Source organism: Sporosarcina sp. Y1004 (genome assembly GCF_057669665.1).
The window spans coordinates 61,189-83,334 of record NZ_JBYHFQ010000017.1; the positions used below are offsets into that span (position 1 = coordinate 61,189).

Annotated in this window: 19 protein-coding genes and 1 riboswitch; of the genes, 1 reads left to right on the forward strand and 18 read right to left on the reverse strand. The window is 43.0% G+C overall.

Annotated elements, in window-relative coordinates:
- Nucleotides 1-20: 20 nt before the first annotated feature.
- From pcrA to AC25Y6_RS12595, 5 genes are all read right to left on the reverse strand, one after another.
- The gene (pcrA, locus tag AC25Y6_RS12575; protein WP_488143263.1) at nucleotides 21-2,249 is read right to left on the reverse strand and encodes a DNA helicase PcrA; all 2,229 of its coding nucleotides are present in this window, start codon (nucleotides 2,247-2,249) and stop codon (nucleotides 21-23) included.
- A gap of 49 nt (nucleotides 2,250-2,298) precedes the next feature.
- Nucleotides 2,299-2,991, reverse strand: a complete 693-nt coding sequence (pcrB, locus tag AC25Y6_RS12580) for a heptaprenylglyceryl phosphate synthase (RefSeq protein WP_482105714.1) — start codon at nucleotides 2,989-2,991, stop codon at nucleotides 2,299-2,301.
- A gap of 117 nt (nucleotides 2,992-3,108) precedes the next feature.
- Nucleotides 3,109-3,438, reverse strand: coding sequence for a YerC/YecD family TrpR-related protein (locus tag AC25Y6_RS12585; protein ID WP_482103031.1), 330 nt, complete (start codon nucleotides 3,436-3,438; stop codon nucleotides 3,109-3,111).
- 27 nt (nucleotides 3,439-3,465) lie between these two features.
- Entirely contained in the window at nucleotides 3,466-4,521 is a 1,056-nt protein-coding gene (locus AC25Y6_RS12590) for a DUF3048 domain-containing protein (RefSeq protein ID WP_488143264.1), read from the reverse strand.
- A gap of 9 nt (nucleotides 4,522-4,530) precedes the next feature.
- Nucleotides 4,531-6,249 (reverse strand): adenine deaminase C-terminal domain-containing protein, encoded by a 1,719-nt coding sequence (locus AC25Y6_RS12595; RefSeq protein WP_488143265.1) that lies wholly within the window; start codon nucleotides 6,247-6,249, stop codon nucleotides 4,531-4,533.
- Between the two features lie 142 nt (nucleotides 6,250-6,391).
- Here AC25Y6_RS12595 and AC25Y6_RS12600 point away from each other — a divergent pair, with 142 nt between their 5' ends.
- Entirely contained in the window at nucleotides 6,392-7,102 is a 711-nt protein-coding gene (locus AC25Y6_RS12600; RefSeq protein ID WP_488143266.1) for a class I SAM-dependent methyltransferase, read from the forward strand.
- A gap of 192 nt (nucleotides 7,103-7,294) precedes the next feature.
- On the opposite strand, the gene AC25Y6_RS12605 is transcribed toward AC25Y6_RS12600, so the two are convergent.
- The 13 genes from AC25Y6_RS12605 to AC25Y6_RS12665 form a co-directional block, all read right to left on the reverse strand.
- Entirely contained in the window at nucleotides 7,295-8,671 is a 1,377-nt protein-coding gene (locus tag AC25Y6_RS12605; RefSeq protein ID WP_488143267.1) for an MFS transporter, read from the reverse strand.
- Between the two features lie 445 nt (nucleotides 8,672-9,116).
- Nucleotides 9,117-10,376 (reverse strand): phosphoribosylamine--glycine ligase, encoded by a 1,260-nt coding sequence (gene purD / locus AC25Y6_RS12610; RefSeq protein WP_488143268.1) that lies wholly within the window; start codon nucleotides 10,374-10,376, stop codon nucleotides 9,117-9,119.
- Nucleotides 10,377-10,389: 13 nt separating this feature from the next.
- A complete protein-coding gene (gene purH / locus AC25Y6_RS12615; protein WP_488143269.1) occupies nucleotides 10,390-11,925 on the reverse strand; it encodes a bifunctional phosphoribosylaminoimidazolecarboxamide formyltransferase/IMP cyclohydrolase in 1,536 nt (511 codons plus the stop codon).
- Nucleotides 11,926-11,968: 43 nt separating this feature from the next.
- Nucleotides 11,969-12,541, reverse strand: coding sequence for a phosphoribosylglycinamide formyltransferase (purN, locus tag AC25Y6_RS12620; RefSeq protein ID WP_482103038.1), 573 nt, complete (start codon nucleotides 12,539-12,541; stop codon nucleotides 11,969-11,971).
- Complete coding sequence (gene purM, locus AC25Y6_RS12625) at nucleotides 12,538-13,596, reverse strand: phosphoribosylformylglycinamidine cyclo-ligase (RefSeq protein ID WP_488143270.1); 1,059 nt, start codon at nucleotides 13,594-13,596, stop codon at nucleotides 12,538-12,540. The genes purN and purM overlap by 4 nt, the downstream gene beginning before the upstream one ends.
- 13 nt (nucleotides 13,597-13,609) lie before the next feature.
- Nucleotides 13,610-15,034 (reverse strand): amidophosphoribosyltransferase, encoded by a 1,425-nt coding sequence (gene purF, locus AC25Y6_RS12630; protein ID WP_482103040.1) that lies wholly within the window; start codon nucleotides 15,032-15,034, stop codon nucleotides 13,610-13,612.
- Complete coding sequence (gene purL / locus AC25Y6_RS12635) at nucleotides 15,010-17,244, reverse strand: phosphoribosylformylglycinamidine synthase subunit PurL (RefSeq protein WP_488143271.1); 2,235 nt, start codon at nucleotides 17,242-17,244, stop codon at nucleotides 15,010-15,012. Before purL ends, purF begins: the two co-directional genes overlap by 25 nt.
- On the reverse strand, nucleotides 17,228-17,914 hold the full coding sequence (gene purQ, locus AC25Y6_RS12640) for a phosphoribosylformylglycinamidine synthase subunit PurQ (RefSeq protein ID WP_488143272.1): 687 nt from the start codon (nucleotides 17,912-17,914) through the stop codon (nucleotides 17,228-17,230). The genes purL and purQ overlap by 17 nt, the downstream gene beginning before the upstream one ends.
- On the reverse strand, nucleotides 17,911-18,165 hold the full coding sequence (gene purS, locus AC25Y6_RS12645) for a phosphoribosylformylglycinamidine synthase subunit PurS (RefSeq protein WP_488143273.1): 255 nt from the start codon (nucleotides 18,163-18,165) through the stop codon (nucleotides 17,911-17,913). Before purS ends, purQ begins: the two co-directional genes overlap by 4 nt.
- A gap of 143 nt (nucleotides 18,166-18,308) precedes the next feature.
- A complete protein-coding gene (gene purK / locus AC25Y6_RS12650) occupies nucleotides 18,309-19,427 on the reverse strand; it encodes a 5-(carboxyamino)imidazole ribonucleotide synthase (RefSeq protein WP_482105703.1) in 1,119 nt (372 codons plus the stop codon).
- Complete coding sequence (gene purE / locus AC25Y6_RS12655) at nucleotides 19,424-19,912, reverse strand: 5-(carboxyamino)imidazole ribonucleotide mutase (RefSeq protein ID WP_482105702.1); 489 nt, start codon at nucleotides 19,910-19,912, stop codon at nucleotides 19,424-19,426. Before purE ends, purK begins: the two co-directional genes overlap by 4 nt.
- A 364-nt stretch (nucleotides 19,913-20,276) precedes the next feature.
- A riboswitch (purine riboswitch) is annotated at nucleotides 20,277-20,376 on the reverse strand.
- Between the two features lie 87 nt (nucleotides 20,377-20,463).
- Entirely contained in the window at nucleotides 20,464-20,655 is a 192-nt protein-coding gene (locus AC25Y6_RS12660; protein ID WP_482105701.1) for an NETI motif-containing protein, read from the reverse strand.
- Nucleotides 20,652-21,173 carry a DUF2179 domain-containing protein gene (locus AC25Y6_RS12665; RefSeq protein WP_482103048.1) on the reverse strand — a complete coding sequence of 174 codons (522 nt, stop codon included), beginning with the start codon at nucleotides 21,171-21,173 and terminating at the stop codon, nucleotides 20,652-20,654. The genes AC25Y6_RS12660 and AC25Y6_RS12665 overlap by 4 nt, the downstream gene beginning before the upstream one ends.
- Between the last annotated feature and the right edge of the window lie 973 nt (nucleotides 21,174-22,146).

Genomic DNA, 22,146 nt, shown 5'->3' on the forward strand with positions numbered 1-22,146 from the left:
ATTTACTCTCTCCTTCTCTATTAAGCTTTTTCAATTGGTGCAAACTTTGCCAGTAATCGCTTGAGACCGACCGGTTGTGGGAATGCGATATCCAGTTCGACTTCTTCGCCCATCCCTTTCACGCTAACAACCATACCTGTCCCCCACTTTTTGTGAACTGCTTTGTCGCCCGGGTTCCATCCCATTTTGTCTCCACCACTCGTTTTATATACAGGTTTTTTAACAGCTGATCGAGTAGGTATAGCCTTGCTTCCACCACCGATGGAGAAACCGGAGTTTGCAGAGAGCATTTCCGTGATGTCTTCTGAAATCTCTGCTATGAACCTTGACGGGCTATTATAGCTTGCACGTCCATAAAGTGTTCGATAAGAAGCAGAGGATAAATATAGTTTTTGTTCCGCACGTGTAATACCTACATAAGCGAGACGTCTCTCTTCTTCCATCTCCTCGTCATCACCCATCGAACGAGAGTGAGGGAAGACGTTTTCTTCCATCCCAATTATGAATACAACAGGGAACTCCAATCCTTTTGCTGCATGCATTGTCATTAAGACGATTTTTTCCGAGGATTTGTTCTCTTCTTTATCTAGTGAATCAATATCAGCGATGAGTGCAAGATCTGTCAGGAAAGCGAGTAATGATTTATCGCCAGTATCTTCTTCTGCACGTTTCTCAAAAGACTCTGTCACGGATAGGAACTCTTCGATGTTTTCCAGACGACTTTCTGACTCAATTGTTTTTTCGCGGTGAAGCATTTCACGGTAGCCAGATTTATCGAGGACTTGCTCAACAAGTTCAGTTACTGATAAATATTCCTTCATTTGAGTGAAGCCTGCAATAAGTTCACGGAACTTGGCAACTTCATTTGCAGCTCTTGACGTGATTCCCATAAAGTCGACTTCCTGTAATGCGTCAAAAACGGAGCGGTCGTGTTCAATTGCGAAGCGCGCCATTTTATCGAATGAAGTAGCACCAATACTACGCTTCGGCTCATTAATGATTCGGGCTAACGCAAGGTCATCATCATTGTTGGAAATAAGTTTTAAATAAGCAAGTAAGTCCTTAATCTCTTTTCGTTCATAGAACTTCGTGCCGCCGACGATTGTGTAATCGAGATTTGATTTTACAAGGTATTCCTCAATAACACGCGATTGTGCATTCGTACGATATAGGACTGCAAATTGATCGAGCTTTAGTTTCTCCTGCTCTTGCAATTCAATAACTTTACCTACGACAAACTGCGATTCATCTTTTTCATCGCTCGCTTTGTACACATAGATTGATTCACCTTCGTCATTATCCGTGCGTAGCTTTTTATCGTAACGGCTCTTGTTATTTGTTATGACGTCGTTGGCCGCTTGCAAGATTCGTTTCGTCGATCGATAGTTTTGCTCAAGCATGATCATTTCAGCATTATTATAGTCTTTTTCAAAGGACAGGATATTGCCGATATCCGCACCGCGCCATCTGTAGATGGACTGATCAGAGTCTCCGACAACACATAGGTTTTTGAATTTTTCGGCTAGCATATTAACAAGTCTGTACTGTGCGTTATTGGTGTCCTGATACTCATCGACATGAATATACTGAAATTTGTTTTGATAAAATTCTAGGACATCCGGTACACGTTCGAATAATACGAGTGTCATCATTATTAAATCATCAAAATCGAGCGATTGGTTTTGACGCAGCCTTTTTGCATAGCCATCGTATACATCCGCAATTGTCTTTTCATAAGGGTTGTGGGAATTGATTTGCGAACGGTACATTTCTGCATCAATGCACTCGTTTTTTGCGGAACTAATCGCATTTAGCATTGTTCTTGGCTCGTATTGTTTCGCATCAAGGTTCAACGATTTCAAAACACTTTTAATAACCGATAATTGATCGGCTGAATCTAGAATCGAGAAGGATTTAGAAATACCAATCCTGTCACTATTCCTACGCAGTATCCGTACACACATCGAGTGGAAAGTAGAAACCCACATTCGTTCACCCGTACCTGCACCTAGCAAGCCGTCGATACGGTCGCGCATTTCACGAGCCGCTTTGTTCGTAAATGTAATCGCGAGTATATTGGATGGATATATATTTTTTTCTACAACTAAATAGGCTATACGATGTGTCAGGACACGTGTTTTACCAGAACCTGCACCCGCCATAATGAGAAGAGCACCTTCCGTCTTCTTCACTGCTCTTGCTTGTTCGGGATTCATGCCTATTAGTAAATCTTCAGCTATTTTGTTCATTTACATCGCCCTCTCGGAACATTTGTTCTTTATTATACACCGTATTGTCTTAGCGGGAAACCGATTTCACTGCATCGACTGTTGACAATGCTGCATTTAGATCTTCATAAATGATGTTGCCAACGATAACTGTATCCGCAATTTCTGCCATCTCTATGGCTTTTGCGGCGTTGTTAATCCCACCGCCATATACAAGACGTGTGTTTTCTAGTACACGTGATGCTGCTTCCACAATTTTAGGATCACCGTACTTGCCACTGTATTCCAGATAAAATACCGGTAGTTTGAAAAGATGTTCTGCCATGCGAGCATAAGCGATTACATCTTCTTCGTCAGGCACATCCGTCACGCCGGTCAATTTCGCCGCTTTGCAGTCAGGATTCATAATACAATACCCTTCCGTTTGAATTTCATTCCAGTTCATCATATGACCGTATTCACGGAGAGCGGAATGATGAATTCCATTAATCCACTCCACTTTTGTTGAGTTAAGCACTGTCGGTATCAAAAAATAATCGAATCCAGGCGTAACGGAGTCAACTGTCGATATCTCAAGTGCAACTGGAACGGAATACCTTCTTATTCGAACGAGTAAGTCAAGTATATTATCGAGTGTAACCCCATCTGTTCCGCCAACGATAATACCATCTGTTCCTGACTCGGCAAGCAGTTCTAACTGTTCGTCGGTCACTGTTTTTTCGGGATCTAATTTGAAGGCATGACGCCATATAGTGAAATCCATGTCTTACCACCCAATCTTTTAATGTTCGTTGTTTTAGTATACCAAAAAAACCGGTCAGATTCTTTCTCTGTCCGGTTAAACTTGAAAGTATAAAGTGTTCAAAGTCTAGATTAAAGCTTATTTCGTTTCTTTTGCTGTTTCAGCTTCTTCATTCACCTGGGGATATAATCGTCCAAGCACTTTTCCGTATCCTCCTGAACCATAGTCAACACAGCGTCGAATCCTAGAAATCGTCGCTGTACTGGCACCTGTCTCACTTTGAATCGTATCGTACGTCTTTTTCATCATAAGCATTTGTGCCACTTCGAGCCGCTGCGCGAGTGACTGTAATTCACTTATGGTGCTGATATCGTCGAAAAACGCATAACATTCATCGAGGTCTTTTAATTCAAGCATCGCTTTAAAAAGCTGATCCGTTTGATGACCACGGATTTTATCAATTTGCATATGTCTCCCTCTCTCTGAATGAATTCTTTAAGGGGTATAAGTAACACTCGTTGCCATTCCAGGTTGGGTAGAAACAATATGAATCCATGTCTTTCCTGGAACAAGTTGAGCCGGAACACCATTTTCCATTGGCGTTAGGATCCCATCAATATTTTCCCACTCAATTTCTTTTGCAATACCAGCATGGAACAACATTCCTTTGCCGCCTGACTCGATGTCAACCGACTGTCTTCCGACGTTATCGATTGTACGAAATGCGGTTTCCAACACAATAACATTGGCAAGCGCAACCGGTTTTTCCTCGAATTTATCAACAGTCAATATTCCATTTACCATCCTATTGTATGTCCCTAGTTCTCCATCATAGGCGTAGGTGCTCGTAAAGTCCGGATCGGTACCCGTTCTAACGACGAGCATAGATGCAATATCTCCTATTTTAGCACTTTCAATTGACTCATGGAAAGAAAATACTGGGATTAATGACATTTCTATTGGTGAATTTGTTTTTTCCATAGCAGCGAGCACATTATCTCCTGATATATAGGAGTTATGTGGCGATATCCTTTCTCTCGATCGATGGAAAAGCGTTCCGTCATATTGCATACCATTTACATTATCAACAAAGCGGCTTTGCAACAGCTGTTTAGCATCTGGACTATAACCGTGGGCAACATAAAAAGCATCAAGCCCTTTCGCGATATGAATGAAGTAATCTCTCGCACTGCGGATGGGACCTATTTCTTCAGGCAACTCACTTTGGAATAACGCCAAAAGTCTTGTTATGTTCCCCTCTGCTGCAAGTTCATAAACAATATCCGCATCACTTATACCAGACTGAGGCCTTGCTAAAGGATGATTATTAATTGTCGCAAGAACCGGGCGACGGGTATTCTCCTCTTCTGTGAATACTCCGGTGAACGGTGACTTATACAATAGATCCGGCTCTTCTTCAACGATAACTGGATTTTCATCCTCTTTTACGACGGGTATCGTATCTTCCGCCTTCTCTTTTGTTGAACAAGCCGACAGCAGCAACATTGCGATTACTATGGAGACTAGCAATCCCCTCATTTTTTTCTCCATTCTTGTCCCCTATCTTCCGGTAGCCGGAATGATTATTTCTTTTTTCATAACATCATACAGTCCCATCTGTGTGATGCGGATATAGGGCAGATGTGTAGATTGGAGGAACAGGAATGTATAGACAGCATCACCTTTCGTGTATCCTCGATCTGCAAGTGCCTTTTTCAATTCTAGTTCCTGTCCAATCAATATAGGGAGCGGTTCTGCCGACAATCCCCCGCCTATCGGTAGTGGGATTGTCGCGATTGCCACTCCGTTTTCGGACAGCACCATGCCGCCCCCAATCCGCTTAATTTCTTTAAAGGCGTTGTGCATTTCTCTTTTATCTTTTCCAATTAAAATTATATCTCCTGTATTCGAATAAGAGGTTGCAAAACCTTGAATATTTGTAGCAAACCCTTTAATAATTGTATTAATATGCCATTCCCCATTTCGATCAATAAGCATGAGGAAACTTTCATCATGATCACTCGCCAATGTTTCAACCGTTGTGTCGATTGTCACATTATATGGCTTCGTTATTACATCATTAACCATTTCAATTCCAATCGAGTCTTCAAATATGAAATCATTTTCGTTAAGATCAAAGTCAGGAAAGAACGGTTCTACAAATGACCAATCGATAGCCGGGAATGGTTCTGCAGATTTGTTTTCACGTTTCAACCACTTTCCTTTCGATAAAACATCCGTTGGCACAGGACTAAATTCATCTTCAAGGAGATTTAGCGTCGCATAACGGCCAGTGGCAATGACTCCGTGTAAATCAGTCATATCATAGTAGCGCGCTACATTATAAGAAGCCATCTGATAAGCATCAATTGGTGGAACACCTGCTTCAAGCGCGACACGAATACATTTGTCCATAACCCCATCAATGTGAAACGAAGGTGTCGACCCATCCGTTGTCATCATCAGATGATCAAACACATTGAGTTCTTTGTCAACAATGTCTTTTAATAAATGCGGAAGATCAGGTCGAATGGACGAATGCCGAAGCGTCACTCCGTAACCGTGTAACAACCGGGCTTCCACTTCTTCAATAGTCATCGATTCATGATCCCCATCCGTTCCAAGCAAACGCATACGTGCAAGTGTGCGCTCAGAGGCACCGGGTAAATGACCTTCTATTTTCTTACCACCAACTTTTGCAGCATGCACGGATGCGACCATATTTGGCTCCCCAGCTATCAGCCGCGGCCAACCTGTCAGTTCTCCCCCTAGCAATACTTCAGGGCGTTCAATCCATTCTTTAATTGATTCCAAATTAAATAATTCCATTTCATTTTGTAGAAAGGTCTGCGAGTCAAATCGAGCCCACCAGTAAAATGAAAATGGCAATTCATTCATCTTATCAAGAAGCGCAAATGATGTTTCGTTTTTTAGTGACATAAATAATATTAGATTATCAGAAATGAATGTTGTCGTTCCAAGCTGCGCCGCATATTCTGCGAATGTCCCTGGGTTGTACAATTGAAACGGGTGAACATGTGGTTCAATATAGCCGGGAACAATTTTCTTTCCCGATGCATCGACGATTTCTGCCCCCTCCAGCATTACTGGCATTTCCTTCCCAGCATACACAATGCGATCGCCAGCAATCCAAATGTTTCCCTTCATCCATTTCTTATAGATTGAATGTAAATACTCTGCATTGGTGATAATGATGTCCGGTGCTTTCTTGCCGTCAATCATATGTAGTTGTTCTTTTATTTCACTGGATTCCCACATAATACTCTCTCCCTTTTACTGAACTATTCATACTATTTATCGTAGCATAGCATTGCTGAAATAAATAGGAGCTAGAAGACTCTGACGGGCTTACCTAAATAAAGGATTTAACCCTTTTTTGACGAAATAGATATTACTACAGATGATTGGATTTGATTTGATGACGGACAAAATGGAATTCAATGAAGAAATGGCAACAGAGTATGACAAAGGGGTGCGGAGAACATTACCGACGTATGACTCCATGTTTAGACTCGTCCAAACGTATTTACGAGCAAATACAACTGCGCGGCCAAACATCCTTGTGGTTGGAGCTGGCGGTGGCACCGAACTCGCTACGTTTGGACCTGCTAATCCAACATGGACATTCACCGCTGTCGATCCCGCCGCACCTATGCTCGAACTTGCTAGAATGAAAGCAAATCAGTTAAATATGGCAGAACGCGTCGAATTCATTGAAGGCACAATCGATAAAGTTGGAAGAAGCCATCTTCATGATGCAGCGACATGCATGCTTGTCCTACATTTCATAGCAGATGTTGATGATAAACTGCGGCAATTGAAGAGTATCCGACAACGTCTAAAACCGGGAGCACCTTTCGTCATCGCGACGATGTTCGGCAATTCCAATGATCCAGCATTCGATGCGTTATTCTCACTATGGAAAGCATACTGGCTAGACACAACAAATATGACTACAACCGAAGTGGATGAAATGGAAAAAACCGTTCGGAAGCTTTCCTTCATTCCCGAAGAGGAGATTGTCCGTTTACTTCAGGAAGCTGGTTTTGGGGAGATTGCTAAGTTTTTCACGACGAATATGTTTGGCGGGTGGATTTGTAAAGCTGAATAAACAGGACAATCCCTTTGCTTTTATCAATAAACAAAGAGGTTTTTCACCCTTCAGTTCTAATGTTCTTGCTAGTATAGATTACTAAATGACTCCTATAACCGTGTTCTTTCCATCAGATAAATTCAAGTGTTCTCTAACTTGAAATAGACACAGGCTCTTCCGATATTCGGAAAAGCCTGTGTCTATTATTCTTTAAGAGCCCATCGAATCCTTAGGTGTTGTAAAAACCACTGACAGCATGGACAATATGCAAAATGCTGCACAAATTCCTAATCCAATCATCGCTGCAAAATCTGCACTGTCGCTGATTGATAATGCGCCGAAGACACTTGCACAGACCGCGATTCCGGTCGATCCGCCAAGCGTACTCGACATTTTGTAAATACCTATTGCAACCCCCGCCTTCTCAGCCGGCGAATTTGAAACAGCCGTATCTGTTGAAGGCGTCGCGTAGAGGCCGAGTCCTGTTCCAAAAAAAATGAAACCAACGATGACTGCAATGGTATAAGCTAGATCCCCCAAAAAAGTGAGCGTCATGAGCGCAATGCCGATACTTGTAATCAACGGACCAATCATCATTGGCTTCCTTGCACCGACTTTTTTTATCATTTTTTCCCCTATTCGAATTGTTATCATAATACAAATAAGATAACCGATTGACAGTAGCCCCGACTGGAATGAAGTGAACCCTCTCGCTAATTGAAGGTATGTGTTGATGATGATTAAAGAACCAGCTACCATGTTCAATAAAAAATTCGACAACGTCGCACCCGAATAAGCCCGGTTTTTGAAGATGGAGAAATCGATAAAACTATCGTCCCCTTTTTTGAATCCGTTTATAAAGAACATAATCACTGACAATACAAAGAGTATAATCAATGACATAGTAATCCAACTCATCCACCCGAACGAGCTCCCCCGAGTAATAACGAGGTTCAAACTGATCATTGCGACAATAAAAGGCACAAGACCTACATAATCAAATTTCTTGCTAGATGCCACCGTCTTCGTCTCCGGTGTACCTTTCAGCAACACGAGTGAAATGACAGCTACAACGATGGAAAAAACAAATATCCATCTCCATCCCATCGATGTCGCAATTGCACCTCCGGCCAACGAACAAATGCCTGTGCCTCCCCAAGATCCAATCGCCCAGAAACTTAACGCACGTTGACGGGCTTCCCCGTCATAATAAGCTTTTACAATTGAAAGAGTCGCAGGCATGATACACGCCGCCGAAAATCCTTGTATGACCCGTGCGCCAATGAAGAGGGGCGTACTGTGTGCCATAATTAGTAACGCGGAGCCCGCAATACTGAGAACCAGTCCGATGACCGTCAGTTTCATTGCTCCGAAACGATCGACAAAACCGCCTGCAACGACAACAAATACACCTGAAAATAGTGCGGTAGTGCTAATTCCTATCCCAATCGTACTGACATCCACACCCAAATCTTTTTGAATGTCCGGGACCGTATTCAATAACGCCTGGGCGAACAGCCAATATGTAATAATCCCTAGTACGAGACCTAGAATTAATTTATCGTTACCTTTGTATGTGCTATCCATAAGTGCACCTCATCCGGTTTGACTTATTTTCCATCTATACAGCTGAAGTAAAACATACGCTTTATAAACTGAGCTTAGGCGCCTTCCAAGGGCTAACAGGAAAAGTTGAAAGCGCTCGGGTAGGTGCGACTAGCATAAGAAAGGTTGACGACGTGCACTTTTTAATTGGAAAAGATACATGTCAATTCTTCCTAGAGAAAGATACAGTCAATCATTCCTAGTTAGGTTTGCTTGCGACCACGAGCATCTAGCATCTAGCGCTAGAAATCTAGGTCACCTAAGCTATGAGACTAGGAGTCTAGTAGGTAAGCCTACGACGTAAGTCATCTTCTAACACCTAAGTAGATTAGAAGGGACTCTTTATTAACTTAAAAAATCCGAACCCCAGACCAATTTGTGTATGTCCGGGATTCAGATTAGTGTCCTGCCATCTTATATGTTTAACTCATTCAAACGTGCGCCAGCCAATATCTGTTCTATAAAAGAATCCGTTCCATTCTAATTGAGACAAGCCTTTGTAGACGTTCTCCTGCGCTACTTTTAATGTATCTGCTTTTGCTGTAATCAAGAGTACTCGACCGCCATTGCCAGCGAATCCAGTGCCATTTGATTTTGTACCTGCATGGAAGACTTCTAATTCTTGTGCTGACAAAATATCAAGGTCAGGCAAAGCCGCACCCTTCACGACATCTCCCGGATATCTATCCGCCGCAATGACAACGCCTAACATCGCTTTGTCATCCCACTTCAAGTCAAAAGGTTTGCCGGACATCAGTGCAGTCATGAATTCTCCAAAGTCCGATTCCATCCGTGGTAGGACGACTTGTGTTTCAGGATCGCCGAAGCGGGCATTGAATTCAATCACTTTCGGTCCATCTTCTGTGAGAATAAGTCCCGCATACAAAATACCTGTAAAGGGGGTTCCTTCTGCAGCCATTGCTTCAACAGTCGGAACAACGACTTTATCGTACGCCTCTTTCACAATTGCATCCGAAATTTGTGGAACCGGTGAGTATGCACCCATACCGCCCGTGTTCGGTCCTCTATCACCGTCATACGCCCGCTTATGATCTTGTGCGACTACCATCGGGTAAATCTGACCGTCATGGACGAACGACATGTAAGAGAACTCCTCGCCGTCCAGAAACTCTTCGATAACGACACGTGACGATGATTCGCCGAACTTCTGGTTGCCAATCATATCATCGACCGCTTCAAGCGCCTCTTCGAGTGTCATCGCAACGATAACGCCTTTCCCAGCCGCAAGTCCGTCTGCTTTAACGACAATTGGTGCACCATTTTCTCGGATAAATGCTTTTGCTTCTTCTGCATCGGTAAATGTTCCGTACGCAGCAGTTGGAATAGCATACTTCGTCATAATCTCTTTCGCAAATGACTTACTTCCTTCAATTAGCGCCGCCGCTTTCGTTGGACCGAACGCTGTTAATCCACGTTCAGCAAAGTAATCAACAATACCTTCCGCTAGCGGTTGTTCAGGACCGACAAATGTCAGGTTTACATCATTCTCTTTGGCAAATGAAGCTAGTGCCTCAAAATCCAACGCATCGATTTGCACACATTCAGCGTCCTTTTTCATACCATCATTGCCTGGCGCTACAAATACTTTTGAAACTGAAGGGGAGACATTGAACTGTCTGGCAATCGCATGCTCGCGGCCACCGCTCCCGATAACGAGTATATTCAATGTACTTCGCTCCTTAGTGTTTGAAATGACGTACGCCCGTGAACACCATCGTGATGCCGTAGTCGTTCGCTTTTTTAATCGAATCTTCATCTTTCACTGAGCCACCGGGTTGGATAATTGCCGTAATGCCCGCTTTCGCAGCAGCTTCGACAGTATCGTCCATCGGGAAGAATGCATCAGATGCAAGTGCTGCACCTTTCGCGCGTTCGCCAGCTTGTGTTAGCGCGATATTCGCGGCTCCAACACGGTTCATCTGCCCAGCTCCAACACCTAACGTCATACGATCATCTGTTACGACGATTGCATTGGACTTCACGTGTTTAACAACTGCCCAACCAAGTTTCATCGCTTCCCACTCAGCTTCCGTCGGCTGACGGTCTGTTGCAACACGAATGTCTGCATCCGCAAACCCGTATGTATCCGGCTCTTGTATGAGCAGTCCGCCTTCAACAGATACTGTATTCCATTTGTCTTTTTTGTTTTGATCAAACGAAATCGTCATCAAGCGAATATTTTTCTTCTTCGTTAAGATTTCAACTGCTTCACTTGTGAATGCAGGCGCAATAATAATTTCGAGGAAAATTCCTGATAATTTTTCAGCAGTTGCAGCATCTACTTCGCGGTTTAATGCAATTATGCCACCGAAGATAGACATTGGATCTGCTTCATATGCTTTGTTGAACGCGTCGAAAATTGTTTCTCCTGTTCCAACTCCACATGGATTCATATGTTTTACTGCTACTGCAGCCGCTTTATCAAATTCTTTGATGATTTGAATAGCCGCGTTCGCGTCTTGAATATTGTTGTATGAAAGCTCTTTGCCGTGTAATTGTTCCGCATATGCAATCGAGAAATCTGAACCAAGTGGTCGGCTATAGAAAGCTGCTTTTTGGTGTGGATTTTCTCCGTAACGAAGCGGTTGTTTTAGTTCATATGTATACGTAACCTGCTCCGGGAATTCTTCGCCTGTAAGGTCAGTCAAGAAACCGGCAATAAGTGCATCGTATGCCGCTGTATGACGGAAGACTTTAGCTGCTAAACGTCTGCGCGTTTCAAGTGTCGTTTTACCGTCTGCTTTTATTTCGGAAAGTACTTGATCGTAATCTGCTGCATCGACGATAACTGTAACGTAGGCATGGTTTTTCGCAGAAGCACGAAGCATTGCCGGTCCACCGATATCGATATTTTCGATTGCATCTTCGTTGGTTACATCCGGTTTTGAAATTGTTTCTTTAAACGGATACAAGTTTACACAAACGACGTCAATCGGCTGGATGCCATGCTCTTCCATTTGTGATATATGAGAAGGGTCGTCCTGTTTTGCAAGAAGTCCTCCATGAATCAATGGGTTAAGCGTCTTCACGCGGCCTTCCATAATTTCCGGGAATCCTGTTACTGCATCTACTGCCGTTACTGCGACACCATTGTCCGCAAGATGTTTCATCGTACCGCCTGTAGATAACAGTTCATAGCCAAGACTTTCCAATGCTTTCGCAAACTCCAAAATACCACTTTTGTCCGACACGCTGAGCAATGCACGTTTTTTCACGAATAAAACCCTCCAATTAGTTTGAATATGACCTGTAAAAAAGTTAATGGCTAAAAAGTTCGTTTAATGTATCTTTGTATAAATTGTGTTCAACAGCGTGAATCGCTTCAGTCGTTTTGACAGCATCGCCATCGACGACATCGACAGCACACTGTGCGAGAATTCGTCCCGTATCCATTCCCTCGTCGACAAGGTGAACTGTGACACCTGTTACTTTCACGCCATGTGCAATGGCTTGCCCAATTGCATCTTTCCCTGGAAACGAGGGGAGCAGTGACGGATGAATATTAACGATGCGTGATGGATAAGCCGTCAATAGTACTGGACCCACAAGTCGCATATACCCCGCAAGAATAAGCCACTCTGCCCCCGATTCTTGAAGTGCATGTAAGATTGCTTCTTCGTAAGCATCTTTCGTTTCGAAATCTTTCGGTCGAAATGCTGCGACTGGAATACTACCTTTTTCAGCACGTTCAACAACAAACGCTTCCGGCTTGTTGGTAACCATAAGTACAATTTCAGCGTTCAACTCACCTTTACGGCATGCTTCTTCAATAACTGCAAAATTACTACCGCTTCCAGATGCGAAAACGGCAATCTTTATTTTTGAATTCATTTGGCAAGACTTCCGTCATGTGTTCCTATAAACGTGACGCCTTCACCTTCAATAACACGTCCGATAATGAACGCTTCTTCCCCGTGCTCGGCTGCAATTTTCAGGGCAGCATTCGCTTGTTCTTCAGGAAGTGCAATCACAAATCCGATACCCATATTGAATACGCTGTATAGATCTTTATCTTGTAGTTCGCCTTTTTCTTTTAGCATGTTGAAAACGGGAAGTACTGGCCATGAACCTAAGTCGATTTCTGCTCCGAATCCTTCAACTAGCATACGCGGTAGGTTTTCATAGAAGCCACCGCCTGTAATATGACCCATTGAATGAACATCGAGTTCGTTATGCATTTGAAGAACGGGCTTTGCGTAAATTTTTGTTGGTTCAAGAAGTGCGTTGCCAACTGTTCCAAGCTCTTCATATCCAGCAATAAGACCATCAATTTCGTAGCCTTGATCTTCAATTACGATTTTACGGACAAGTGAATAGCCATTCGAATGAATACCACTTGAAGCAATTCCGACAAGAACGTCGCCAGCTCCAACTTTTTCGCCAGTAACCACTTTACTCTTTTCACAAGCACCAACAGCAAAACCAGCTAGATCATACTCGTCGATTTCATATAGACCTGGCATTTCTGCCGTTTCTCCGCCTATCAAAGCCGCTCCTGATTGAACACAGCCATCTGCGATTCCTTTAACAATTGCTTCAACTTTTTCGGGTACAGCTTTTCCAAGCGCAATATAGTCAAGGAAGTATAGAGGTTCCGCACCTTGCGCCACAATATCATTTACACACATAGCGACACAGTCAATACCAATCGTGTCATGCTTATCAGCCATGAACGCTAGTTTCAACTTTGTTCCAACACCATCAGTACCAGAAATAAGAACCGGCTCTTTATATTCGAGTGCAGAAAGATCGAACATGCCACCAAAACCGCCGAAAGTTCCCGTTACACCCTTACGAGCAGTACGAGCAACATGCGATTTCATCCGTTCAACTGACTCGTAGCCAGCCTCGATATTTACCCCTGCATTTTCATAAGCTTTTGACATGTGAAATTCACTCCTATCTAACATTTTCTTTTTCGTGTGGCATTACAGTATCTGAATAGATTTCAGTCGGATACTCTCCAGTGAAACAAGCAAGGCATTGTCCGCAGTTTTTTGTATTATCCGGCCGGCCAATTGCTTCAAGCATTCCTTCAGGAGATAGAAACGTCAGTGAATCTGCACCGATGATTTCACGGATTTCATCAATTGACCGATTCGTCGCAATCAATTCTGAATCTGTACTTATATCAACGCCATAAAAACACGGGCTGACAAGCGGTGGTGATGCAATCACAACGTGAACTTCCGTCGCACCTGCTTCTTTCAACAAATTGACAATCCTTTTCGACGTTGTACCGCGAACAATTGAATCATCCACCATAACAACCCTTTTACCGTTCACAACTTGACGAACTGGAGAAAGTTTCATCTTCACGCCCTTTTCACGTAACTCCTGTGATGGCTGGATGAACGTCCGTCCTACATACCGGTTTTTAATGAGTCCCAGTTCATAGGGAATTCCACTTTCTTCAGAAAATCCAATAGCCGCTGAAATACTTGAATCAGGGACACCTGTGACGACGTCCGCTTCGATATGTACTTCGCGTGCAAGTCGTTTACCACAACGTTTTCGTGCCGAGTGAATATTTATACCGTCTATATCCGAATCAGGACGTGCAAAATAAACATATTCCATCGAGCACATGGCAGAATCTGCAGCTGGTGCAAAACGTTCAGACTGAAGACCACTATCATTAATCATGATTAGTTCTCCCGGCTCTACGGAGCGAATCCATTCCGCACCAATAATATCGAACGCACATGTTTCTGATGCAACAACCCATGCATCCCCCACTTTCCCAAGAGAAAGTGGACGGAGCCCATTTGGATCCTGTGCAATCATTAACCCGTCATCTGTTAAAATGACAAATGCAAATGCACCTTTTAACATAGACAGCGCCTTTTTCACACGGTCGCGCTGAGTTAAAGCTCCAGCGCTTTTCTTGATTAAATGAGCCAGTACTTCTGTATCTGAATTTGTTTGAAAAATGCTGCCTTGGCGCTCAAGATGTTCACGCAGCTCGACTGCATTTACAATATTACCGTTATGTGCGATAGAAAGACTTCCCGTCGTTGAACGGAAAACTAGTGGCTGGACGTTCTCAGCTCCGCGGCCATCTTCCGATGAATAACGGACTTGTGCAATCGCAGAATTCCCTTTTAAATCATTTATTTTATCGCCAGCGAATACTTCATTGACAAGACCTTCGCCTTTTAAGACTCGAAGCTTTTTGCCTTCCTTTGTTACAATTCCGGCTCCTTCTTGCCCTCGGTGTTGCAGTGCGTGCAGACCATAATAACTCATCTGCGCGGCTTCTTCATGTCCCCATATACCAAACACGCCGCACTCTTCATTTAAGCCTCTGAGTTCAGCAAGCATTGAATAGCCCCTCTCCAAGCGGATCGTAATTCATCAACCATACCATCGATTAACGTACTTCCATCGCTACCATCGATAATGATGCGGTTGTTATCCGTTACTGCACCAATTTTAATCGCATCTTTTACAGCTTCTTCAAAAGCTACTGCATTTTCTTCTTTAACGGAAACCAAGAAGCGTGATTGTGTTTCACTGAATAAAGCCGTTACTGCTGATCCTGAAACTGTAACGCCAGCTCCAAGGCCTTCTGCTCCAAAAGCTTTCTCACAAAGCGCTACCGCGAAACCGCCTTCTGACAAATCCGTTGCAGATTGTACAAGCCCTGCTTGGATTGCTGTAAGAAGTTCTTTCTGGCGTGCCGCTTCAACATCAAGTTCAATTGACGGTACTTGGCCGAAAATCTTACCTTCCGTCATTTGTTGCAATTCACTGCCACCAAAATCAAGTGCTGCTTCGCCGATAACATAGATAACATCGCCTGCGCGTTTGAATTCAGTAGTTGTTACATGTGTTAAATCGTGAATAATACCAACCATACCAATTGTAGGTGTTGGATAGATTGGAACGCCGTTCACTTCATTTGATAAGGAAACGTTCCCACTAATTACAGGTGCATTCAGCTTGCGACATGCTTCTGAGATTCCTTCTGCAGATTTCTCAAGTTGCCAAAATACTTCTGGCTTGTCTGCACTACCAAAGTTTAAACAATCTGTTATTGCAATCGGCTCTGCACCTGAACAAATTATGTTACGTGCTGCTTCCGCGACTGCGATTTTACCACCCGTTTCCGGATCTAGGTACACAAACCGAGAGTTACAATCAGAAGTCATTGCGAGTCCTTTATTCGTTCCACTTACACGAATGACACCTGCGGAAGAGCCTGGTGCAACGATTGTATTTGAACGTGCTTGCGTATCAAATTGGTTATAAACCCATTCTTTCGATGCAATCGTCGGACGTTGTAGCAAATCCATTAACGTTTCATGCACATTATTCACTACAGGCTCTGTCATTTCCATAGCTTGAAATTCTCTAAAGTAAGCTGGTTCCTCAGATTTCTTATGGTAAACAGGTGCATCTTCTGCTAAAGTATCCGCTAAAATTTCCGCAACCACTTCACCTTTATGGAAAAGACGTAGCATTTTATCGTCTGTTACTTCACCTATCGAAACTGCTTCAATCTCATATTTCGCGCATAGGTCGGTCACTTCTTGTTCACGGCCTTTTTTCACAACAACAAGCATCCGCTCCTGTGATTCCGAGAGCATCATTTCGTATGCTGTCATTCCCTCTTCACGCTGCGGTACTAAATCTAAGTTCAGTTCTACGCCATATCCAGCTTTAGATGCCATTTCAGCAGCAGAAGATGTTAGCCCAGCAGCACCCATATCTTGAATACCAATAAGTGCATCCGATTTCACAAGCTCCAAGCATGCTTCCATTAGAAGTTTCTCTAGGAAAGGATTTCCCGCCTGCATAACCGGTAGTTCCGCTTCTTCTTCTTCAACAGCTACTTCCACTGAAGACATCGTTGCACCATGTATGCCATCGCGCCCCGTTGTTGCACCTACATACATAACTGTATTGCCAACGCCTGCAGCGACACCTTTTTGAATATCTTCATGGTTCAATAGGCCAACAGCCATTGCATTAACTAAAGGACGTTTTGAATAACAATTGTCAAACTGCACTTCACCAGCAATTGTAGGAATTCCAATTGCATTACCGTAACTTGCCATACCTGCTACAGCTTGTTCGAATAAATAACGATCACGTGCATTCGATAATTCCCCAATACGTAAGGAGTTGACGAGTGCTACTGGGCGTGCCCCCATTGAGAATACATCACGTAGAACCCCGCCGGCACCTGTTGCCGCACCGATAAATGGTTCGATGGCAGATGGAGAGTTATGTGATTCCATTTTGAACACAACTGCCTGGTTATCACCGATATCAACAATTCCAGCACCCTCGCCTGGCCCTTGAAGAACACGCGCACCTTCAGTCGGGAATTTACGAAGTACCGGTTTTGAGCTTTTATATGAACAATGTTCAGACCATAGTGCCGAGAACAGGCCTGTTTCCGTATAGTTTGGAAGGCGTCCTAACATCTCTTCTGCACGTTCAAATTCTGCGTCAGACATTCCCATTTGTAAATATAATTTTCCATCTTTAATTTGTTGTGCGTTCGGTTCATGCTTGGCTGACATTATTTTCACTCCACCTTTTCAAGATTGAATTAAATAGAAGCAATCCGTCTGTTCCTCCGATGATTTCCTCTACTGCACGTTCAGGAAGTGGCATCATGCCGAGTACATTGCCCGTTTCGTTCAATACGCCTGCGATATCTGCTGTGCTGCCATCTGCATTCCCGTCCGCATATGTAAATACGATTCGGTTATTATTTTTCAAATCTTCTACTGTCTTTTCGTCAACATAGTAGTTGCCATATTCATGAGCAAATGGAATTGTAATTTCTTGCCCTTTTTCGTAGCCTGCTGTAAATAGAGAATCTACATTTCCGACAGTCAATTTCGTCTTACCTGATCTGAACTTCAATCCTTTATTGCGCAAGAAAGCTCCTGGTAAAAGGCCTGCCTCGGCAAGAATTTGGAATCCGTTACCCACGCCAAGCACAGGTTTCCCTGTTGCAGCAAATGCCTTCAAACTAGCAATTGCAGGTGAACTTTGTGCTAATGCACCCGGTCGCAGATAATCTCCATATGATGCTCCGCTCGGAATGAGTACTGCGTCAAATCCATCTAGAATCGCTTCTGTATGCCAGACATACTCTACTTTATAGCCTAAAACATTATTTACCGCGTGGTGCATGTCGATGTCACAGCCCGATCCTGGGAAAACAAGAATAGCGAACTTCATTTGACCGCGACCTCCCCAATTTCGTACCGGTAATCTTCAATGACCTCGTTGACTAAAAGCTTTTCGCACATTTCTTTGACACGTGCATCGATATCTGTAGCTGACCCGTCTACTTCTAGCTCGATTAATCTGCCAATACGTACGCTATCGACTTCTTTAAAGCCCAATGTTTGAAGTGCATCTTTCGTTGTGATTCCCTGTGGATCAACAACACTTTCACGGAGTGTTACGTATACGTTTACTTTTGTCATGTTTTTTTCCTCCCAAATAAAATTAGTTTAATTTGTTCCTGGAAATGGACTTCTTTCAAAATCTATGGCTCCAGCAAGTTGCATCTGTTTTGACTAGACCACTCTCGTAACCGGATGGATATATCATCAATACCATCCTCGAATTATGACCAGATGCTTGTAGCTTCAATCTCTTCCAGCGTTTTTTCAATGCTGTTGGTCATGATAGTAACATGCCCCATTTTACGCTTTTCCTTTGCCTCTGCCTTACCGTATAAATGGATGGACCAATCAGGATGCTCTTTAACCACTTTTGTTAGTGGCGCGACATGTTCACCAAGTACATTCACCATAATTGAAGGTGCCCACAAAATTGGTTTGCGTAGAGGCCACCCACAAACAGCTCTGACGTGCTGATGAAACTGAGAAATATTACATGCCTCAATGGAATAATGTCCCGAGTTATGTGGACGTGGTGCCAATTCATTTATAACAATTTCGCCGTTTTCTAAAACGAACATTTCGACGGCTAGTGTTCCGACTAAGTTGAGATGATCTGCAATTCTTGTTGCTGCTTCTTCAGCTCGTACCAAAACGCTTTCGAGAACTCTAGCTGGCACGATTGATTCATGCAATATATGGTGTTTATGAATATTTTCAGCAATTGGAAGACAATAGGACTGTCCTTCTGCATTGCGCTGAATGATAGCGGATATTTCTTTTGTGAACGGGACAAATGCTTCCGCAATACATGCCGAATGCGTAAAGAGTGACTCAGCCAAGTGAAGATCTTGTTCTTTATCAATTTTCACTTGGCCTTTACCGTCATAACCGCCGAATGCTGTTTTGACGATACATGGGAAGCCAATGTCACCAATTTTCATCGTTAGTTCTTCGAATGTCTGTGCCGTAACATATTTCGCAACAGGTACACCTGATGCAGTGATTTCAGATTTTTCGATTATTCGGTTCTGCGTAATCCGGACAAGTTCAGCTCCCTGAGGTACATGTGCAATTTCAGAAAGTCGTTTGAGTCCTTCGTAATCAATATTTTCGAATTCATATGTGATGACATCGCTCACTTCACCAAGTTCTTGAAGCGCCGCTTCATCATTGTAAGGCGCAACGATACGGATATCAGCAATCTGTCCACAGGGTGAATCCATAACTGGATCCAACACAGCAATCTTGAAACCCGCTTCTTTTGCTGCAAGTCCCATCATTCTGCCAAGCTGACCACCGCCAATAATCCCTATCGTTTGTCCAGGTAAAATTGTTTTCAAAGTAAGTCACCACTGCTTTCTAATGCCGCGTCACGCATGTTGTCGCGGCGTTCTTCAATACGTTTCATTAAAGCTGAATCATGCACTCCGAGCATCTGCGCCGCAAGCAAACCTGCATTTACAGCACCCGCTTTCCCAATCGCCATAGTAGCAACCGGAACACCGCCTGGCATCTGGACAATCGATAGCAGAGAATCCATCCCATTTAGCGCTTTTGATTGAACAGGAATACCGATAACAGGTAGTAATGTTTTTGCTGCAACCATCCCCGGCAAATGTGCCGCGCCGCCTGCTCCTGCGATAATAACTTCCAGACCTTTATCTTGCGCTTGTTCAGCATATTCAAACATGAAATCAGGAGTACGATGCGCGGAGACAACTTTCTTCTCATACGGGACTTCAAGTTCGTCCAAAATATCACACGTATGCTTCATCGTTTCCCAATCACTTTTACTTCCCATAATAACACCGATTTTCGGTTCCAAATTTAATCCGCTCCTTTATTGGAAAAGCGCAATGCGCCGTCTTTGATGTAGCAGGCGCGAGATAAGCGCACGAAGTGAAGTTCTTTGTTACAAATCAGGATCGGCATATGATACGACCATATAGTCCAATCCACTATTTTTTTAGATAACTGTTAAATTCCAAATACAAATGTGTCGAGGTTCAATCACAAATAATCCATGTTTGATGTTGCCAACAATACGAGTTTCCCCAATTTCTCAAGTAATTAAAAAACCTCGAATAGACTGCTTTTCAAATGCATGAAAAGCCGGCCATTCGAGGACGTTGAAATATGCGTTAAGATGAATGTACCCATTGGTACCCACACACCTTTCGCTAACATTCTTGAAAGTCGCTTTCCCGCATAGTCCGGACATTACGGTGTCCTGGTAGAAACACTGTGGCCAATTCCACAGCATATATGGGGATTCGTATTTACTACTTGTATTTTAGCAAGTTCTAGCGCATTCGTCAACGATAAAAGACGAACAATAATATATTATACTTTTAAATCGTTCGTCTTTAAGCTGCTTTATTCTTCTGTTCGTATCCCTTTGAATTTGATAACCTGCCTGATAGGTATAAATTCACCATTTACCTCTTCAAACAGCGGCTCTTCCTTTCGAGCAGCAACTGTATACCCGTCATCAGTCATTCTCTTCAAGCACTCTTCAATCGTCTCATCCGTTTTAACTTCATACCACATCGTCTTATTTTTACTCACTTAAATAACTTTCCTTTCCTTACGCTCTTCACCCAGAACCCGCCATGTATGGTTTTCGCTTCATAGGCAATAATAAAAGCTTTTGGGTCTATTTCTTTTATTGTAACGTATAGCTTCAATTCATATTTACGCGGAGTTAGAATCTGCATGGATGTTCGATCACCATCTAGGCCATTTGCTGACCAATCTGTAACTCCGTATCCTTTTTCTCTTAATATACTCGGTAATTTCAAATTTTCCTTTGAGGTGATTACGTTCACCGTAATATAACCCAGCGCCATTTTCTCTTCAATTTTCGTACCTATAATTACACCACAACCATAACCGATTGCATATGCAATTAAATTCTGAATTTCATCTAAATTATCCAGTACTAAACCAAGACCGATAACATAAACGACAACTTCCACCATACTCACTACCGCAGCGATATACCTATACCCTTTTAAAGTCATAATCATGCGTACCGTGAAAAATGTTACGTACACGATATTGATGGCAAAGATAATGAGCACCATTTGCAAAATAACCATCCCTTTCTTTTGCGTAACTTCATCCTATCGTTGATAGACTCCGATTTCAAGACATTAAGAATAGGTCCATATATCTTCGAGTGATTGAATTACAAGTGCCGATGATATTCCGATAGAGTTTAAATAGAGGTGTTGCATACCGGCTGAAATTTCTGAAAAAAGTGTATATAAACCGAGCGATAATGCGATTAACTAATTTCCTATTATATGGAACGAACCGGAAATCCTACTAATACCGCTTCGACGCTATGTGGATGCCTCCCGCGATAAGCCTGAAAGAAGACCACTTTCAGTCTTATCGCTCCGGCTACCACGAAGACGCGCCTGCGCTGGATAGTCCGTGTAAGAAAGCACATTTCGTTATCAGGGATTAGACCTGCAATCTGTAATGCATCTTTCTTGAATAAAATTTGTATCAAATAGGAATCACATTATAATCTCAGTCCATACATCTGAAAATCACAACTCTCTCAATTATGAACACCCTAGCGAAGGCGCGGCAACGGGGTAGCCGAAGCCGTAAGACTGGATGCGAAGCGCTAATCCAGGCTTAGGGCCAGAGGCATCCCCAGAGCGCCAAGCGATCTTCAATCCACACTCCGAATCAACAACTCTCTCGATAGTAAACACACCAACCCATTCATCAAAATTCCGTAAGCCATGCCTTAAAGACGTTAGCTTATTGGATTTACTTATTTAAATAACGGTTGAAATTGTACAGAACAGAAAAATTATCTAGAGTTAGATATAGAAAAAGACGACATTTCATTCTAAATTGAACGAAATGTCGTCTTTTAAAATTAGATTCATTCTCAGGATTTAAAAACATACGTTTTACAGTAGCCAACAATAAGGCAAGAAGCTAAAAATAACCAAAGAAAAAAGCCATTACCTATTGGCAACGACCTTGGGCCTGGCGACGTCCTACTCTCACAGGGGGAAACCCCCAACTACCATC

Bases quoted from the DNA above. Each gene is read 5' to 3' on its own strand.
- purF (WP_482103040.1), bottom strand. From the start codon at position 15,034: ATGCTTGCTGAACTCAGAGGCTTAAATGAAGAGTGCGGCGTGTTTGGT.
- AC25Y6_RS12595 (WP_488143265.1), bottom strand. From the start codon at position 6,249: ATGTGGGAATCCAGTGAAATAAAAGAACAACTACATATGATTGACGGC.
- AC25Y6_RS12590 (WP_488143264.1), bottom strand. From the start codon at position 4,521: ATGGAGAAAAAAATGAGGGGATTGCTAGTCTCCATAGTAATCGCAATG.
- purN (WP_482103038.1), bottom strand. From the start codon at position 12,541: ATGAATTCAAAAATAAAGATTGCCGTTTTCGCATCTGGAAGCGGTAGT.
- purL (WP_488143271.1), bottom strand. From the start codon at position 17,244: ATGTCAGCCAAGCATGAACCGAACGCACAACAAATTAAAGATGGAAAA.
- AC25Y6_RS12585 (WP_482103031.1), bottom strand. From the start codon at position 3,438: ATGCAAATTGATAAAATCCGTGGTCATCAAACGGATCAGCTTTTTAAA.
- AC25Y6_RS12600 (WP_488143266.1), top strand. From the start codon at position 6,392: ATGATTGGATTTGATTTGATGACGGACAAAATGGAATTCAATGAAGAA.
- purS (WP_488143273.1), bottom strand. From the start codon at position 18,165: ATGACAAAAGTAAACGTATACGTAACACTCCGTGAAAGTGTTGTTGAT.
- pcrB (WP_482105714.1), bottom strand. From the start codon at position 2,991: ATGGATTTCACTATATGGCGTCATGCCTTCAAATTAGATCCCGAAAAA.
- purQ (WP_488143272.1), bottom strand. From the start codon at position 17,914: ATGAAGTTCGCTATTCTTGTTTTCCCAGGATCGGGCTGTGACATCGAC.
- purM (WP_488143270.1), bottom strand. From the start codon at position 13,596: ATGTCAAAAGCTTATGAAAATGCAGGGGTAAATATCGAGGCTGGCTAC.
- pcrA (WP_488143263.1), bottom strand. From the start codon at position 2,249: ATGAACAAAATAGCTGAAGATTTACTAATAGGCATGAATCCCGAACAA.
- AC25Y6_RS12605 (WP_488143267.1), bottom strand. From the start codon at position 8,671: ATGGATAGCACATACAAAGGTAACGATAAATTAATTCTAGGTCTCGTA.
- AC25Y6_RS12665 (WP_482103048.1), bottom strand. From the start codon at position 21,173: ATGGTGCTCATTATCTTTGCCATCAATATCGTGTACGTAACATTTTTC.